The organism is Nodularia spumigena CCY9414, from assembly GCF_000340565.2.
Taxonomy (GTDB): domain Bacteria; phylum Cyanobacteriota; class Cyanobacteriia; order Cyanobacteriales; family Nostocaceae; genus Nodularia; species Nodularia spumigena.
Window position 1 is genome coordinate 2,114,140 of sequence record NZ_CP007203.1, and the last position, 16,497, is coordinate 2,130,636.

The 16,497-nt window shown below is 43.6% G+C and carries 14 protein-coding genes and 1 pseudogene; 13 read left to right on the forward strand and 2 right to left on the reverse strand.

Going from position 1 to position 16,497, the window contains the following annotated elements; genetic code table 11:
- Nucleotides 1-13: 13 nt before the first annotated feature.
- The gene (locus NSP_RS09430; RefSeq protein ID WP_006198174.1) at nucleotides 14-373 is read left to right on the forward strand and encodes a pentapeptide repeat-containing protein; all 360 of its coding nucleotides are present in this window, start codon (nucleotides 14-16) and stop codon (nucleotides 371-373) included.
- A 326-nt stretch (nucleotides 374-699) separates the two neighbouring features.
- Here NSP_RS09430 and dcd read toward each other — a convergent pair whose 3' ends face one another.
- On the reverse strand, nucleotides 700-1,281 hold the full coding sequence (gene dcd / locus NSP_RS09435; protein WP_006198172.1) for a dCTP deaminase: 582 nt from the start codon (nucleotides 1,279-1,281) through the stop codon (nucleotides 700-702).
- Between the two features lie 299 nt (nucleotides 1,282-1,580).
- Here dcd and NSP_RS09440 point away from each other — a divergent pair, with 299 nt between their 5' ends.
- The 6 genes from NSP_RS09440 (at nucleotide 1,581) to lpxD (ending at nucleotide 9,749) form a co-directional block, all read left to right on the forward strand.
- Nucleotides 1,581-4,370 carry a cyclic nucleotide-binding domain-containing protein gene (locus NSP_RS09440; protein WP_006198171.1) on the forward strand — a complete coding sequence of 930 codons (2,790 nt, stop codon included), beginning with the start codon at nucleotides 1,581-1,583 and terminating at the stop codon, nucleotides 4,368-4,370.
- A 504-nt stretch (nucleotides 4,371-4,874) separates the two neighbouring features.
- On the forward strand, nucleotides 4,875-5,618 hold the full coding sequence (rph, locus tag NSP_RS09445; protein ID WP_006198170.1) for a ribonuclease PH: 744 nt from the start codon (nucleotides 4,875-4,877) through the stop codon (nucleotides 5,616-5,618).
- A gap of 145 nt (nucleotides 5,619-5,763) precedes the next feature.
- Nucleotides 5,764-6,486, forward strand: coding sequence for a 6-phosphogluconolactonase (pgl, locus tag NSP_RS09450; RefSeq protein WP_006198168.1), 723 nt, complete (start codon nucleotides 5,764-5,766; stop codon nucleotides 6,484-6,486).
- Between the two features lie 208 nt (nucleotides 6,487-6,694).
- Nucleotides 6,695-7,612: an FHA domain-containing protein gene (locus tag NSP_RS09455; RefSeq protein ID WP_006198167.1), complete on the forward strand. Its 918-nt coding sequence runs from the start codon at nucleotides 6,695-6,697 to the stop codon at nucleotides 7,610-7,612.
- 236 nt (nucleotides 7,613-7,848) lie between these two features.
- Entirely contained in the window at nucleotides 7,849-8,607 is a 759-nt protein-coding gene (locus NSP_RS09460; RefSeq protein ID WP_006198166.1) for a M50 family metallopeptidase, read from the forward strand.
- A 95-nt stretch (nucleotides 8,608-8,702) separates the two neighbouring features.
- Nucleotides 8,703-9,749: a UDP-3-O-(3-hydroxymyristoyl)glucosamine N-acyltransferase gene (lpxD, locus tag NSP_RS09465; protein ID WP_006198165.1), complete on the forward strand. Its 1,047-nt coding sequence runs from the start codon at nucleotides 8,703-8,705 to the stop codon at nucleotides 9,747-9,749.
- A 91-nt stretch (nucleotides 9,750-9,840) separates the two neighbouring features.
- Here lpxD and NSP_RS09470 read toward each other — a convergent pair whose 3' ends face one another.
- On the reverse strand, nucleotides 9,841-10,752 hold the full coding sequence (locus NSP_RS09470) for a CoB--CoM heterodisulfide reductase iron-sulfur subunit B family protein (RefSeq protein ID WP_017804016.1): 912 nt from the start codon (nucleotides 10,750-10,752) through the stop codon (nucleotides 9,841-9,843).
- A 509-nt stretch (nucleotides 10,753-11,261) separates the two neighbouring features.
- On the opposite strand from NSP_RS09470, the gene NSP_RS26835 reads away from it, so the two are divergent.
- The 6 genes and pseudogenes from NSP_RS26835 to NSP_RS25270 form a co-directional block, all read left to right on the forward strand.
- The gene (locus tag NSP_RS26835; RefSeq protein WP_231859563.1) at nucleotides 11,262-11,606 is read left to right on the forward strand and encodes a hypothetical protein; all 345 of its coding nucleotides are present in this window, start codon (nucleotides 11,262-11,264) and stop codon (nucleotides 11,604-11,606) included.
- 2 nt (nucleotides 11,607-11,608) lie between these two features.
- A complete protein-coding gene (locus tag NSP_RS26840) occupies nucleotides 11,609-12,133 on the forward strand; it encodes an RNA-guided endonuclease InsQ/TnpB family protein (RefSeq protein WP_006198162.1) in 525 nt (174 codons plus the stop codon).
- A gap of 244 nt (nucleotides 12,134-12,377) precedes the next feature.
- On the forward strand, nucleotides 12,378-12,635 hold the full coding sequence (gene acpP / locus NSP_RS09480; protein WP_006198161.1) for an acyl carrier protein: 258 nt from the start codon (nucleotides 12,378-12,380) through the stop codon (nucleotides 12,633-12,635).
- Nucleotides 12,636-12,778: 143 nt separating this feature from the next.
- The gene (gene fabF, locus NSP_RS09485; protein WP_006198160.1) at nucleotides 12,779-14,029 is read left to right on the forward strand and encodes a beta-ketoacyl-ACP synthase II; all 1,251 of its coding nucleotides are present in this window, start codon (nucleotides 12,779-12,781) and stop codon (nucleotides 14,027-14,029) included.
- Between the two features lie 221 nt (nucleotides 14,030-14,250).
- Nucleotides 14,251-16,263: a transketolase gene (gene tkt, locus NSP_RS09490; protein ID WP_006198159.1), complete on the forward strand. Its 2,013-nt coding sequence runs from the start codon at nucleotides 14,251-14,253 to the stop codon at nucleotides 16,261-16,263.
- A 145-nt stretch (nucleotides 16,264-16,408) separates the two neighbouring features.
- A pseudogene (locus tag NSP_RS25270) lies at nucleotides 16,409-16,495 on the forward strand (IS630 family transposase); the annotation flags it as partial.
- Nucleotides 16,496-16,497: the final 2 nt, after the last annotated feature.

The window sequence follows — 16,497 nt, forward strand, 5'->3', positions numbered from 1 at the left end:
ATATGAGGTAAATATGGATGTAAATAATTTTTTGCAACGTTATGCTTCTGGAGAACGAGACTTTGATCAGGTTGATTTGAGTAGAGCTAATCTAGGCGGAGCCATTCTACATAAAGTTAATCTTAGCGGTGCAAATCTTCGTCAAGCCAACCTGAATAAAGCACATCTCGAAGATGCAAATCTCAGTAATGCAGATTTAAGTACAACTTATCTGACAGCTGCCAATTTAGAAGGCGCTAACTTACAAGGAGCCAACCTGCATAAAGCTGATTTGGATCGTGCAAATTTACGAGATGCAAATTTGACTAACGCCAACTTGTCAGGAGCGAATTTTCGTAATGCTACTCTCCCCGATGGTACTGTTTCAGATTAGCTCGAAAAAGGACAATTTATCTAAACAATCTTACCACAATTGTGTTAAATATTAAAACAAAATTGCTGCTAATCAAACTGATTCAGCAGCAATTCCTCCTTTTTTGAGCAATATTTCTAAAGTGCTTCAAGACCCCAGATTTATTTGTGAAATTAATCCAAAATCCAAAATCCAAAATCCAAAGTGCTTCAAGACCCCAGATTTATTTGTGAAATTAATCCAAAATCCAAAATCCAAAATCCAAAGTGCTTCAAGACCCCAGATTTATTTGTGAAATTAATCCAAAATCCAAAATCCAAAATCCAAAATCCAAAATTGGATGACTTCTAAACCTTGGCAATGGTGACAGTTTGTGGTTGATTTTGATACTTTCCAAAGCGCTCTGCGTAAGTTGTTTGACATGGTTCCCCTTCTAAAAAGAGCAGCTGCAACACACCCTCATTAGCGTAGACGCGACAGTCTGCACTAGAAGCATTGCTGAACTCCAAAGTCAAGAACCCTTCCCATGAAGCTTCCGCAGGAGTTATGTTGGCAATAATACCGCAACGCGCCATTGTTGATTTTCCAATACAAATAACTGTAATGTTCGCAGGAATCCGCAATCGTTCCAGCGAGACACCTAAAGCATATGAATTTGCGGGAATAATGAAAAACGCTCCATCTTCATCGGTTTGCAGTGCAATAGATTCTAGGTTGTCAGGGTTAAACCGCTTGGGATTGACAACTGTACCGGGAATATGTCTAAAAATCCGAAAATCTGTGGGAGCTAATCTCAAATCATAGCCGTAGCTAGACAAACCGTAACTAATAACTCGCCTGTGTTCAACCTGGCGCACTAGGGAACTTTCAAATGGAGAAATCATCCCTAGTTTGGCTTGTTCGATAATCCATTTATCATTCTTAAGCACGTTTTACCTCTGTTTAATTGACACTCCCCGCCCTAAAGGGTCGGGCATTCTACATTCATCCTAGTCACTTACTCTACCAGGGTTTCCGCCTCGGTGACTTTGTTGTAAAATAATTTTCACAGTAACGGTAATTAACCTGTATAAAAACCCAAGTGCCTCACGGCAATCTGTAGAAAGTCGCTCTCTGGGAAAAATGATGAAATCATGATAAAATAGGCAAAAGTGTTAAACCTTGCGCCAAGATTCGCTTTCCTAACAAAAAAGAATTTGTTGATCATCACTCACTAGACCATAATGTTATGTTTTCCCGTATTCCCGAACGAGCTATGCATAACATCAGTTGGGTTTTAACCTGCGGTTGGTTATTACTCATTGCCTCATTATTTTATGATCCTATTTCCCCATTTTTAACCGCACCAGAACGAACGTGGAGTCCCTTTCGCATTCGCCCAGAAGAATGTATTGCCATTCAAAATAATTGTTTAGAATTAAAACCCTATGCCCTGGGCGCACCCATATTTTGGGGAATGATTGTTCCTAGTAGCATTTTTATTTTATTAGTCTTTGGACATGAACTTTGGCGACGTATTTGTCCTCTTTCTTTTCTATCCCAAATTCCCCATGCTTTAGGGTGGCAAAGAAAATTTAAACGCACTGATGCAAAATCTGGCAAAGTCCGTTACCAAATCCCAAAAATCAAACCCAATTCTTGGCTCGGTCGCAATTATCTCTATCTTCAATTTGGTTTATTATTCATTGGATTATGTTTTCGGATTCTATTTATTAACAGCGATCGCCTATTTTTAGGTCTATGGCTAACCATAACAATTATTGCTGCCATTACAGTCGGTTATTTATATGGTGGCAAAACATGGTGTAACTATTTTTGTCCAATGACTCCCGTACAAAAAATCTATGCAGAACCGATGGGATTATTTACCAGTAAAGCCCACATGAGCGAAACCCCAATTACTCAATCTATGTGTCGAGTTGTTGTAGAAGATAATAAAGAAAAAAGTGCCTGTGTTGCTTGTCAAAAACCCTGCATTGATATTGATGCCGAAGGTTCTTATTGGGAAGGCTTAGAAAAACCACAAATTCAATTTATTTATTATTCTTATTTCGGGCTATTCGTCGGCTATTTCTTCTATTATTACCTCTATGCTGGGAATTGGGATTATTATTTTTCCGGCGCATGGGCAATTGAAGGGGACACACTTGAACACCTTTTTTCAGCAGGTTGGTATCTTTATGGTCAAGTAATTCCTATCCCCAAATTATTGGCTGTACCTATTACCCTCGGTTTATTTACCGCTTGGGGCTATGTCCTCGGTTTAGTTGGTGAAAAAGTTTATCGCTATTATTTAAATCTCAGAAACAAGAAAAATAAACTCCCTTTTATTCGTCATCATTTATTTAGCATTTGTACTTTCCTCGCCTTCAATTTATTTTTTATTTTTGGCGGTCGTCCTTTTATTTGTCTGTTGCCAAATTATGCCCAAGAAGCCTTTGATATTTTAATCGTTGTGGTCAGTTCCTTTTGGTTAATGCGTGTCCTCAAACGGGAACCGGAACTATATGCCCGTGAAGGATTAGCTGGACGATTCCGTAAACAATTAATCAAGATGAACTTCCCAATTGACAGTTACTTTTCAGGGCGGGATATTGACGATCTAAATCCCTATGAAGTTTATGTTATTGCTAAACTTTTACCTGGTTTTAGTAAGGAAAAATGCAATGCATATAAAGGTGTTTTGCGGGAAGCCCTAGAGGAAGGTTATGTCAATTCTGCCAATAGTCTCGAAGTTTTATGGCAATTACGCACTGAATTAGGCATTAATGATCGAGAACATGAACAAATTTTAGTCGAGGTTGGCATTGAAGATCCGACATTATTAGATCCCAATCGTCAACGCGATATTGAAAATTCAGTGCGTGTTTCTGGCTATCATCAATCCTTAGTGCGATTAATCACCATCCAAAAAATGATTGGGAGCAATTTAGAAAATAATGTCATGATTGATCCGATGACGGGTGAGCCAGAAATCAGGGGTGAAGAAAAACCTTCCCCTGAAATTCTGAAACAACAAGCCAAGCTCTACCTCGAAAGATTAGAAAAATTAGTCAATTCCTATCATGCATTAAATCAACCCTTTGCTGCCGAATTTCGTCCGATTATTTCCCTTTTACGCGGTGTCCTTCGTCAAGAAACAGAATTATTATTCACAGATCTATTGCATCGTTTAGAACAGCTTGATTTAGCTGAAAGTTTACCGATAGCCCAAGTATTAGGAAGTTTATTACCCACTGTTTTAAAAGGTATTTTGATGGATAAAGCAGCAGGTTGGCAGCATCGTTTAACCCCTGAGATTTTGCATACCTTAGCACAACCGCCCCAATCTGCTTATTGTTCTTTAGAGTTACCCCTCAGCACATTTATTGATACCTTGGAAACCCTGATCACAGAACCGAATGTTCTGATCAAAACAGTTTGCCTCTATTTATTACAACAGTTTTATCCCAAACGAGGGATTACTTTAGCCGAGCAAATTATGCCGCAGTCTGACGGCGAACACCACACTTTATTACAAGAAATTATCCCCCGATTAACAAAATACAAGGGCGAATTAAGACTATCCCATTTACCGATTTTTGAACGCATTGTTTATCTCTTTAACAGTGATTTTTTTGCGTCTTTGGATAGTCAGACATTGATTGAATTAGCCTATCGGGCTGATGTAAAAATCTTTTTCCTTGATGAAAATATTACCGAATCGGGGGATACTTGCCGTGAACTCCTATTACTCATAGAAGGAAGTGTTGAAATTGTTACTAAACGAGCCGATGGTACTGAATTTGTTTACTGTTTATTACCAGGTTGTATCCTTGATGAATTAGAAGTTTTAAGCCATACAAATCTTATGGGAACTATTATGGCTAAAGCCGAAATAACCCGTATCTTAGCCATTCCGGTACAGGCATTTGATGATTTACTAGAGGGCGATCGCCACCTTGCAATGAAAGTTTTAGAGCTTGAAAGTATCCGACTGAAAACTCTATTGCAGAGAGGATTTTATGAACGGGGGTAAAATTATGGTGACTAATGCGGCTAATCTTTCTTTTTTGAAATACTCAATAATATAGGACTCCTATTTGATTTTTGAACAATCTCGGTATAACACAAAAAGGTTTTTCCCTACTCCCCACTCCCCACTCCCCACTCCCTACCTACGCAAATAAATGCAGAAATCAAACCGGATTACTATATTAGGACTTTATTTAGCAGTTAGAGGATGTCTGAAAACTTTTTCGTGTTGCATAAAACACTTGTAGATCCCCCTAAATCCCCCTTAAAAAGGGGGACTTTGATTAATTTTCCCCCCCCTTATTAAGGGGGGTAAGGGGGGATCTGGATAAAACTGATACTTCTCACCGGAAAACAGGATTTGGCTTCGTTCAAGAGCCTCCCTGTCACCTCAAATCGGTAAAAATTACATTTTCGCGGGACATACACGCAGATTTTCACCATGTAAGACGGTATCTGGTAACCTGAAGGCAGTTTACTTCTGTATAAAATTTCTGAGGCAACTCTCATGGTTTGGCAGCGTCCCGATGGTAGGCAACCTTATGAACTCCGTCCCATCAGTTTTCACGCGGGTTTTACCCGCTTTGCGCCCGGTTCAGTCCTGACAAAGTTTGGAGACACCCAGATACTTTGTACTGTCAGTGTAAGTGAGGGAGTACCGAAATTTTTAGCAGGAACTGGCAAAGGTTGGTTAACATCTGAGTATCGAATGTTACCTTCATCCACACAAGAACGCCAACCACGGGAATTGTTAAAGTTGTCTGGACGAACTCAAGAAATTCAACGTTTAATTGGACGTAGCTTACGAGCAGCTATTGATTTTGAGGCGTTGGGGGAACGAACACTAACTGTAGACGCTGACGTATTACAAGCAGATGCGGGGACTAGAACCGCCGCGATTACAGGGGGGTTTGTGGCGTTAGCTCATGCAGTTGGTCAATTATTGCATTCGGGTGTGTTAGAGCGATCGCCTTTATGTGGGCAAGTAGCAGCCATATCTGTGGGTTTATTGCAAGGCGAGCCTTATTTAGATTTAAACTATATTGAGGATGTCGGTGCAGCAGTAGATTTCAACGTAGTGATGAATCAAAACCTGGGTATAATTGAAATCCAAGGAACGGCAGAAGAAGGAAGTTATAGCCGGACTCAGTTAAATCAGCTACTAGATTTTGCCGAAAAAGGCATCCAGCAATTGTTAATCGCTCAGAGAGAGGCGATCGCCGGTTGGGAACATCTGTTGGTGGGCGAGTAGCTAGATACGCGATGCATCTGTTAATTAACCCTTGTATCCTAGTTCTCGGTTAAGTCATCATGTTAAAAGTTTCAAAAGTTAAAAAGGGGAATAGTCATAAGTTCGGTATGGTATTGCTGGAAGTCGGCAATATGATGATGAAACCATGAATAAAAAGGTTGAAGTTCTCCCAGATATTTCAGCGCTAGTGGCGCGATCGCTAGAGTTGATTCTTTCCCAATTGTCAACCGCCATTGAGCAACGGGGACAATTTACCATCGCCTTAGCTGGAGGTAGTACACCTAAACCATTGTACGAGGCGATCGCTAACCAAAAACTGCCTTGGGATAAAATTCATATCTTTTGGGGAGATGAACGTTATGTACCACCCGACCATCCCGATAGCAATGAACTGATGGCGCGGCGGGCGTGGTTAGATCGGATTGATATCCCAGCCGCTAACATTCACTCTGTACCAACTTTGGAAGGAGAGCCAGCCGTATCAGCCGCCAAATACGAACAGCATCTGCGAGAATTTTTTAACTCTGACCCCAACGAGTTTCCCCCCTTGGATGTAATATTGCTAGGAATGGGTGATGATGCACATACAGCATCTTTGTTTCCTCACACGGAAGCTTTAAAGGTACAAGATCGGCTGATTACTGTGGGTAACAAAGACGGAAACCCCCGCATAACCTTCACATACCCATTCATTAACGCGGCTCGCAGTGTTATTTTTGTGGTTGCTGGTGCTAATAAACGACCAGCTCTAGCTCAAGTCTTCGCGCCTGAAGCAGATGACTTCACCTATCCATCCCGCTTGATTCAACCCCAAGGCGAACTTTCGTGGTTACTCGATACCGCAGCAGGTTCGGAACTCCCGGCTTAAAATCGGAAGTTAGAGTTATCCCCTGAGCGAATTTCTCCTTGGCGGGGGATTTCAGCTTGTTCTTAGCCTTGCTAATGCAGGTGCTGAGAACTGGTTAAATTTCGGAGCAACTTTTCTTTGTAGCACAGTCTCACAGCACAAGTGGTTACAGAGTTTTCTCTGCTAGCCAATATGATTTTACGATGATCTTGAACAAAGGCTTAAATTGATGATCGTCTGTCCTAATTGCAATCACCCCAACCCAGACGGCGCTGTCCAGTGTGAAGCTTGTTATACGCCGTTACCAACAACTAGTAACTGTCCCAATTGCGGCGCAACTGTCCAAGCAGATGCTGCTTTCTGCGGTCAATGTGGTTTTAACCTGCACTCAAATGTTGCACCTGCTGCTGCCACATCTGTAGCAACCGTTGCGCCTGACATCCCAGTAGAAGTACCACAGTTAGTTGAACCTGATCCGATTTTAGAACTTTTACAACCTGATGCTTTGGGAATTAACTCAGACCCCAATGCCAATCAGCCGGCTGCTGCACCCCTACCGCCAACAGCAATTTCAGTGCAGCCCGCAGAAGCTCCAGCAGCAGCACCTGCGCCCCCTGTGGCTGTGGAAACGCCCGCACCAGCACCAGAACCAGAACCCGCGCCCCCTGTGGCTGTGGAAGCGCCCGCACCAGAACCAGAACCAGAACCAGAACCCGCGCCCCCTGTGGCTGTGGAACCGCCCGCACCAGAACCAGAACCAGCACCTGTGGCTGTGGAAGCAACTCCCGTCCCATCTGCTTCTATGACGCAATTGCAGCAGGTAATGGCACGGTTATTCCACGTCCAAAGCGATCGCGAGATTGAATTACCCCAAGCTCTTTCTGTGATTCACATCGGTAAACCCAATGACCGGATTCCCCCAGATATCGATGTTTCCGGCTTTTCCAATTCGGAAATTGTCTCACGGATACACGCAGATATTCGGGTTGAGGGAGATTCTCACTACATAGAAGATGTGGGCAGTTCCAATGGCACTTATATTAATAACTCGCCGTTATTACCAGGGAACAGACACCGCCTCAGACCAGGCGATCGCATCAGTCTGGGTAAGGGAGATTTGGTCACGTTTCTCTTTCAACTTGCTTAACTGATTCTTGCCATCCTCCAGCAGCCTCTATCATCTATCTTGGAGGATGAACAAATTATCCACATCAAACCGGCGACGGATACCTATTTCGTTCTTTGTAGCGCTTTACCCCACCGCTTTCCTATCAGGGTGCAAACGGCTGTATTATTTAGCAATTGTACTACATCTATAAGTACACTAGGATAGATGAAAGTACACTCCATTATTTGGAGTAATTACGTTCAGGGAAGTAACCTATGAGGGAACCAGGAAAAGATTTTCAACCACGGTGGACAAGACTTGCTCCGCCAGCAGTTGAACGTATGGGGCTAACTTGGCTAATATCAGCAGCGATCGCCACTATTGTATTGTGGCAAGTTCCAGGAGGCGATTATATTTTATACCCTTTTAGTATCTTGGCAACTTGGTTCCATGAAATGGGTCACGGTTTGATGGCTCTGCTCTTAGGGGGACGCTTTCATCAATTACAAATTTTTAGTAATGGCTCCGGCGTTGCTACTTATGGCATTTCACAAGCTCTATGGCCTATTGGCCCGGCTTTAGTCGCCGCCTCTGGTCCAATGGGGCCAGCTATTGCCGGTGCAGGTTTGATTCTGGCTTCTCGTAGTTTTAAAACAGCTGGACTGAGTTTAAAGATACTGGGAGGTTTTTTATTATTTTCAACATTAGTTTGGGTACGTTCTTGGTTTGGATTGCTGGCGATTCCCATACTCGGTATAATTATTTTGGGTATTTCCCTGAAAGCGCCCCAGTGGATGCAGGGGTTTGTCATTCAATTTCTGGGTGTACAAGCTTGTGTGAGTGTTTACCACCAACTCAATTATTTATTTAGCTACAGTGCAGGACCTTTAGGACTTTCTGATACTGGGCAAATGCAAAAGTATTTAATTTTACCTTACTGGTTTTGGGGTGGTCTGATGGCGATCGCCTCTCTGGTGATTTTAGTCCAAAGTCTCCGCATTGCCTATGGTTCAGATTCACACTTCCACGGCTAAAAGCGGGTGGGATTCTGGGTTAATCAGGTAATAGGTAAAAAAACATTCTTCCCCAGGTTGCTTTCCTGAACCTGGGCTATCTCGCGGAAAACAAGATGAAATTTAGCGAAATTATCATTAGACTGGGCGAAGCCGCCACAGATAATAGCCTCAGCACTAGCCAAGATCAAGACCCAGAAATTACAGGTTTAGCTGCCTTAGATGAAGCTACACTGACTCATCTAAGTTACGTAGAAGGGGCAAAATTTGCATCTCTTGTCAGCCAGACAAACGCCAGTGCTTTAATTCTGCCCCAAGATAAAACATTACAGTCACAAGCGCAAGAACGCGGTATCGCCTGGATAGCCACGCCAGATCCGCGCCTGTTGTTTGCCCAAGCGATCGCACTGTTCTATAAACCATACCACCCGGCACCAGAAATTCATGCTACTGCGGTAATTCATCCCACAGCCAAAATCGGTAATGATGTTTACATTGGTCCCCATGCTGTAATACAGCAAGATGTGGAAATTGGCAACCGTGCAGTTATTCATCCTAATGTAGTCATTTATCCCGATGCTAAAATAGGCGATCGCACTACTTTACACGCTAACTGCACCATTCATGAACGTACCCGCATTGGTAGCGATTGCGTAATTCACAGTGGGACTGTCATCGGTGCCGAAGGCTTTGGTTTTGTGCCTACCCGCACTGGCTGGCTGAAAATGGAACAATCTGGCTATACAGTCTTAGAAGATCATGTAGAAGTTGGCTGTAACAGTGCCATTGACCGCCCAGCAGTAGGCGAAACACGCATAGGTAGTCATACAATAATTGACAATATGGTACAAATAGGACATGGTTGCCAAATTGGGACTAGTTGTGCTATAGCAGGTCAGGCAGGACTAGCGGGAGGGGTGAAAGTCGGGAATCGCGTCATTTTAGCGGGACAGTCAGGAGTTTCCAATCAAGTAAAAATTGGTGATGGTGCGATCGCCTCTGCTCAAGCCGGAATCCATAATGATGTTGCACCAGGAGAAATTGTCTCCGGGATGCCCGCAGTACCTCACAAACTATATCTCAAAGCATCTGCTATATATCATCGCCTACCGGAAATGTATCAAACCTTCAGGCAATTACAACGCCAACTAGGGAAAAAGTGAGTGGGGATTAGAAGAGGCAGGGGAGCACCGGAGCAGGGAGCAGGGGAGAGAAGACGGTACTTCCCAATGACCAATGACCAATGACCAATGACTAATAACTAATTCCTAATTTTTCTAACACTGGCTGGGTAGAAACAATGTGACGGTCTAAACCAAGTTCCTTGGGGCTAACTCCTAAAGCCAAAGCAATCAACTGCGGTAAATGCAGAATTGGTAAACCTAGCCGTTGCGAAATCACCTTTTCTACTTCTGGCTGACGAGAATCTAAATTCAGATGACACAAAGGACAAGGAGTAACTATACAGTCAGCACCGTTAGCTAAAGCATCTTGAATGTGCATCCCAGCCATTTGAAAAGATTCGTTAGTGGCGTAACTAGAAAGAGGCCAGCCGCAACATTGAGTCCGACCACGGTAATAAATTGGGGTTGCGCCTACCGCCCGAAACATATTTTCCATACCTTCGGGGTGGAAGGGGTCATCATAGGGCATATACTTTTGAGCGCGCAGGAGATAGCAGCCATAAAAAGCGGCGCATTTTAATCCTGTTAACTTACGTGTGACACGTTTGGTAATTTCCTCTAAACCATAATCTGTGAGCAGCGCATAGAGAATATGTTTAACTTCGCTACTGCCACGATAAGGTGAACACCCTTCTTTTTGCAATAAGCCATTTACTTGTTCCACATAGCCAGGGTTGTTTGTTTGGCATTGTTTCAGGTTTTCGTTGACATGACCAATTACACCCTGACAAGTGCTGCAATGGGTAAGTAAAGGTAGATTTAATTCTTCTGCTAAAGCTATATTTCTGGCGTTGACAGTATCTTCGAGTAATTGGGAATCTTCTTTAAATGTGCCTGAACCGCAACAAGCAGCTTTTTTCAGTTCAATTAGTTCAATACCCAATGCTTGAGTTAAAGCTTGAGTTGATATATAAAGCTCTCGGCAAGCTCCTTGAGCCACACAGCCGGGGTAATAAGCGTATTTTAGCGTCTGACTTAGCATATAAATATTTTGGGATAAAGGCAGTTACCCCTGATGATAACTGTTTAATCATTTCTCGCTCAGGACGCTGATAAAAGTGTATGTATTAATTGGACATTCACGAAAAATTTAGTCAGAATTGGTAATTAGAGATATTTACCGAAAATAGTGGGTTTAAGGTTCCCCGTCCTTCTAGGAAGGCTTTTTATTTGAGCATTTAATTTATCTTTCATTATAGCGATAGTTAAAAATAATTAGGACTTACGCAAGAACTCTCTGAAACCCTCTTAACTTCGTGTCCTTTGTGTCCTTCGTGGTTCGTTTTTTCATAATACATCATTTCTGCTGAGACTCCCCGTCCCACCTACGCTAGTCAATGCAAATCATTAACCGAAGCCAAAAGGGCTAATCCTGATCTAAAATCAGTACAATCTCAGGTATTGCAACAAACGTTAAAACGAGTTGAAAACGCATTCACAAGTATGTGGGAACAAAATCATGGATTTCCTAGATTTAAAAAATCTGGAAAGATGCGTAGTTTTGTCTTCTGGCAAATGAAGGGGGATAAATTAAGTGGTGGGAGAATTAACCTACCTGTGATTGGTTGGGTTAAATTCCGACAATCCCGTTCAATCCCAGATGGGGGAGGGATGAAACAAGCACGTGTAGTCAAGCGTGTTTCTGGATGGTACGTAATGTTAACTATCCAGTGGGATATTAGTCTACCCCAACCCATGCCACACGGGGAAGCAGTAGGAATAGATGTTGGATTAACAAATTTTATTGCAACTTCTAATGGTCTTTTAGTCAAGCGTCCGAGGTTTTTTGTAGATGCCGTTCGCGAAGCGTGTCCCCTTGGGACTTACGCAAGCTGAAATTGCTGCAACAGCGTGTTTCCAAAAAACGATTAGGCTCGAACAATTGGAAAAAAGCACAAAAGAAAGTGGCTTCATTGCATGAGTACGTTGCTAATTGTCGTAAAGACTGGCACAGAAAACTGTCTCACCAAATTTGTGACAGCGCCGGGATGGTGTTTGTTGAGGATTTAAATTTAGTTGGTTTGTCCCGTGGAATGCTGGGTAAGCATTGCTTGGATGCTGGATTCGGAAAATTCTTTAATATCCTCGAACAAACTTGTTTTAAACGTGATGTCTATTTTCAAAAAGTAGATGCACGGAAAACAAGCCAAATCTGTCCCCACTGCGGAGTTGAGACAGGAAAGAAAGAACTTTCTCAACGTATTCATGTTTGCTCAAATTGCGGCTATACAACTGATAGAGATGTTGCAGCTGCTCAAGTAGTCGCAATTCGCGGACTTGCAGCCGTAGGGCATACGGTCAAGATGCTTGCTGAGGGTAAATTCATTGGAATCCCTGTGAAGCAAGAATCCTCGTACCTTTAGGTCGAGGAGTGTCAAACTAATTGTATGCGATCGCCTGGTGTGTCCTGGTATCCAAATTCTTTTTGAGTAGTGGAACTGTTATCTTAGGTACAGAGCCTAAGTGTGTCCTTTAGAGTTAAGTTTTTCTTAAGGAAAAGCCCTTGGTAGTATACGGGCGATCGCTCTTTCAGATAAGATGTATATGCTCAAAAACACATCGCCCATCAAGAGCGCATAATAGCAACCGGTCAAGGACGTTTATCGTATGAATGAAGCAGACATTATTTTTGAAAAGGTCAAGACAATTGTTAAGGAGCAACTCATGAGTGAAGACGAAGACAAAATTACACCAGAAGCTAATTTCGCCAATGATCTGGGGGCTGATTCCCTAGATACCGTTGAATTAGTTATGGCATTGGAAGAAGAATTTGATATCGAAATTCCCGATGAAGCCGCCGAAAAAATTACGACGGTTCAAGAAGCGGTGGATTACATCAAAGATAAAGTTGCTGCATCCGCCTAAACAGGGATTGGGGATTAAGTACTGGGAATAATTGAATATAGATACAAATCTTCTTAATTAACTATTATCGGGTTTGTTACCATACCTGCTTCCCAGTCCCCAGTTCCTTTATTTGCAGCTTTGGAGCCAATTTTAACTAAGAAATGACAGACTATAAACGTAAACGCGTTGTTGTAACTGGTGTTGGCGCGATTACACCGATTGGTAATACACCAGATGAATATTGGCAAGGTTTGTTAAGCGGACGCAATGGCATTGGCAACATCACACATTTTGATGCGGCTAGCCATGATTGTCGCATTGCTGGGGAAGTCAAAAACTTCGATGCCCTCGCTTACATGGATCGCAAAGAAGCCAAGCGTATGGATCGGTTTGCCCAATTTGGGGTATCAGCAGCCAAACAAGCTGTTGCTGATGCCAAGTTAGTCATTAATGAACTCAATGCCGAACAGGTAGGAGTGATGATTGGTTCGGGTATTGGTGGATTGAAGGTGTTGGAAGACCAGCAAACAATCTACCTTAACCGTGGACCTGATCGCTGTAGTCCATTCATGATACCGATGATGATCGCCAATATGGCGGCGGGATTAACAGCAATTCACATCGGTGCTAAAGGGCCTAATTCCTGTGCTGTGACAGCCTGCGCCGCAGGTTCTAACGCCATTGGGGATGCCTTCCGTCTGATTCAAAATGGTTATGCTCAGGCGATGATTTGCGGGGGCTGTGAGGCAGCAATTACACCTCTGGGTTTAGCTGGTTTTGCCGCAGCACGAGCGCTTTCAACTCGCAATGATGACCCGGCTCACGCTTGCCGTCCTTTCGACCGCGATCGCGATGGATTTGTCATGGGTGAAGGTGGGGGAATTCTCGTACTAGAAGAATTAGAACACGCCCTCAGTCGTGGCGCTCGTATTTATGCGGAAATGGTCGGCTATGGTATGACCTGTGATGCTTACCATATGACCGCCCCAGTCCCTGGTGGATCAGGTGCGGCTAGAGCTATCCAATTGGCTCTCAAGGATGGAGGAATAACTCCAGACATGGTGAGCTACATTAATGCTCATGGCACTAGCACCCCAGCCAATGATTCCACGGAAACTGCGGCGATGAAAACAGCTTTGGGCGAACACGCCTATAAAATCGCTGTTAGTTCCACCAAATCGATGACAGGACATCTTTTGGGCGGTTCGGGTGGTATTGAAGCAGTCGCCACAGTGTTAGCGATCGCACATGACCAAATTCCCCCCACGATCAATCTAGAAAATCCTGATCCAGAGTGTGATTTAGATTACGTAGCTAATACTAGCCGCCCTCAAAAAGTGGCGATCGCCTTATCCAACTCCTTTGGCTTTGGTGGTCATAATGTCACACTAGCCTTTAAGAAGTACGCCTAAAATTCTCTACTCTGCAGATCCCGCTTGTCCATCAAAATGGGGAATGGGATGATAAAGATACTATGGGGAAAATTCAATCAGTGATTCAGTTACCAAGTTGAGTGAAGAAAACTGATAACCTTTAACTGTTAACTGTTAACTGCTAACTGCTAACTGTGCAGAACAACCCCAGTTAGAAAAAAGCTCCAAGAGTGTTAACCTGTCGTTAAGAATAAGAGATTATGGCTGTTGCAACCCAATCCCTCGAAGAACTTTGTATTAATTCGATTCGCTTTTTGGCAGTTGATGCCGTAGAAAAAGCTAAATCAGGACACCCAGGACTGCCAATGGGCGCAGCTCCTATGGCTTTTGTCCTCTGGGATCGCTTTATGCGGTTTAATCCCAAAAATCCCAAGTGGTTCAACCGCGATCGCTTTGTCTTGTCTGCTGGTCATGGTTCCATGTTGTTGTACGCCCTGCTTTATTTGACAGGTTACGATAGCGTCACCATAGAAGATATCAAGCAATTCCGTCAATGGGGGTCTAAGACCCCAGGACACCCAGAAAACTTTGAAACCCCCGGTGTAGAAGTTACAACTGGCCCCTTGGGACAAGGTATTGCTAACGGAGTTGGTTTAGCAATGGCAGAAGCCCATCTAGCAGCCAAATACAACAAACCAGATGCCAAAATTGTTGACCATTACACTTATGTAATTCTAGGTGATGGTTGTAACATGGAAGGTATTTCTGGTGAAGCTGCTTCCTTCGCAGGTCACTTGGGATTAGGCAAACTAATTGCTCTGTACGACGACAACCACATCTCCATCGATGGTTCTACAGATGTAGCATTCACCGAAGATGTTTCTAAGCGTTTTGAAGCTTATGGCTGGCACGTCCTGCACGTTGCCGATGGTAACACCGATTTAGATTCCATTGCCAAAGCAATTGAAGCAGCCAAAGCTGTCACCGACAAGCCCACCATGATTAAGGTGACAACCACCATCGGTTATGGTTCACCCAACAAACAAAACACTGCTGGTATTCACGGTGCGGCTCTGGGTGCAGACGAAATTGCCTTAACTCGGAAACAACTCAACTGGGAACACGAGCCTTTCGTAGTTCCTCAAAATGCTCTCGACCACACACGCAAAGCAGTAGAACGTGGCGCAAGCTACGAAGCTGAGTGGAACAAGACATTTGCCGACTACAAAGCCAAATATCCCCAAGAAGCGGCGGAATTTGAACGTTACCTCAGTGCTAAACTGCCCGACGGTTGGGATAAAGTCTTACCTAGCTACACCCCCGAAGATAAAGGACTTCCCACCCGTAAACACTCAGAAAACTGTCTCAATAAATTAGCAGCAGTTTTACCAGAGTTAATCGGTGGATCTGCTGACTTGACTCACTCCAATTTAACTGAAATCAAGGGCAAGGGCGACTTCCAAAAAGGAGCATACCAAAACCCCAACATCCACTTTGGTGTCCGGGAACACGGTATGGGTGCTATCTGTAATGGTATGGCACTGCATGGTTCGGGATTAATTCCCTACGGTGCTACCTTCTTGATTTTTACAGATTATATGCGGGCTGCTATCCGTTTATCTGCTTTGTCTCAAGTTGGCACAATTTGGGTAATGACTCACGACTCCATCGGACAAGGCGAAGATGGCCCCACCCACCAACCAATAGAAACTCTGGCTTCCTTGCGTGCTATTCCTAACCTGACTGTATTTCGTCCCGCAGACGGTAACGAATGCTCTGGCGCGTACAAAGTGGCAATTACCAAGGCTAAGGAAAACGCTCCTTCTCTGTTAGCCTTCACACGTCAAGCTGTCCCCAACTTGGCAGGTACATCAGTTGAGAAGGTGGCTCAGGGTGGTTACACTGTGGTAGATTGCCAAGGTACTCCCGATATCATCTTGATTGGTACTGGTTCAGAGTTAAGCCTTTGTGTCACCGCAGGGGAGAAATTGACAGCCGAAGGTAAGAAGGTTCGGGTTGTCTCTATGCCTTCGAGTGATTTATTTGACGCGCAAGATGCGGCTTATAAGGAGTCTGTTCTACCTAAAGCTGTTACCAAGCGTTTGTCTGTAGAAGCTGCTGCTAGTTTCGGCTGGCACAAGTATGTTGGTAGTGAAGGTGATACTGTTAGTATCGATACTTTTGGTGCTTCGGCTCCTGGTGGTGTTTGTATGGAGAAGTTTGGCTTTAGTGTTGATAATGTTTTGGCTAAGGCTAAGGCTTTGTTGGGTTAATTAGCAACGAAATATTCTCTTAAGTTTTTGAGGGGTGGGCTAACAGCTCTCCCCTTTTTTTAACGCAGAGGGGCGCTGAGGTTAACGCAGAGGTATAGCAACCGCCAAGGTAATTTAAGCATCAACTATCAGTAGCGCTATACATATGCCCAAACCCTACAGTTACGACCTCCGTCAAAAGGTCATCCAAGCTATCGAACTCGATAATTTGAAGAAAACCGACGCGAGTCAATT

Coding starts and splice junctions, on each gene's coding strand:
- NSP_RS09430 (WP_006198174.1), top strand. CDS start 14: ATGGATGTAAATAATTTTTTGCAACGTTATGCTTCTGGAGAACGAGAC.
- NSP_RS09440 (WP_006198171.1), top strand. CDS start 1,581: ATGTTTTCCCGTATTCCCGAACGAGCTATGCATAACATCAGTTGGGTT.
- rph (WP_006198170.1), top strand. CDS start 4,875: ATGGTTTGGCAGCGTCCCGATGGTAGGCAACCTTATGAACTCCGTCCC.
- pgl (WP_006198168.1), top strand. CDS start 5,764: ATGAATAAAAAGGTTGAAGTTCTCCCAGATATTTCAGCGCTAGTGGCG.
- NSP_RS09455 (WP_006198167.1), top strand. CDS start 6,695: ATGATCGTCTGTCCTAATTGCAATCACCCCAACCCAGACGGCGCTGTC.
- NSP_RS09460 (WP_006198166.1), top strand. CDS start 7,849: ATGAGGGAACCAGGAAAAGATTTTCAACCACGGTGGACAAGACTTGCT.
- lpxD (WP_006198165.1), top strand. CDS start 8,703: ATGAAATTTAGCGAAATTATCATTAGACTGGGCGAAGCCGCCACAGAT.
- NSP_RS09470 (WP_017804016.1), bottom strand. CDS start 10,752: ATGCTAAGTCAGACGCTAAAATACGCTTATTACCCCGGCTGTGTGGCT.
- NSP_RS26835 (WP_231859563.1), top strand. CDS start 11,262: ATGCGTAGTTTTGTCTTCTGGCAAATGAAGGGGGATAAATTAAGTGGT.
- acpP (WP_006198161.1), top strand. CDS start 12,378: ATGAATGAAGCAGACATTATTTTTGAAAAGGTCAAGACAATTGTTAAG.
- fabF (WP_006198160.1), top strand. CDS start 12,779: ATGACAGACTATAAACGTAAACGCGTTGTTGTAACTGGTGTTGGCGCG.
- tkt (WP_006198159.1), top strand. CDS start 14,251: ATGGCTGTTGCAACCCAATCCCTCGAAGAACTTTGTATTAATTCGATT.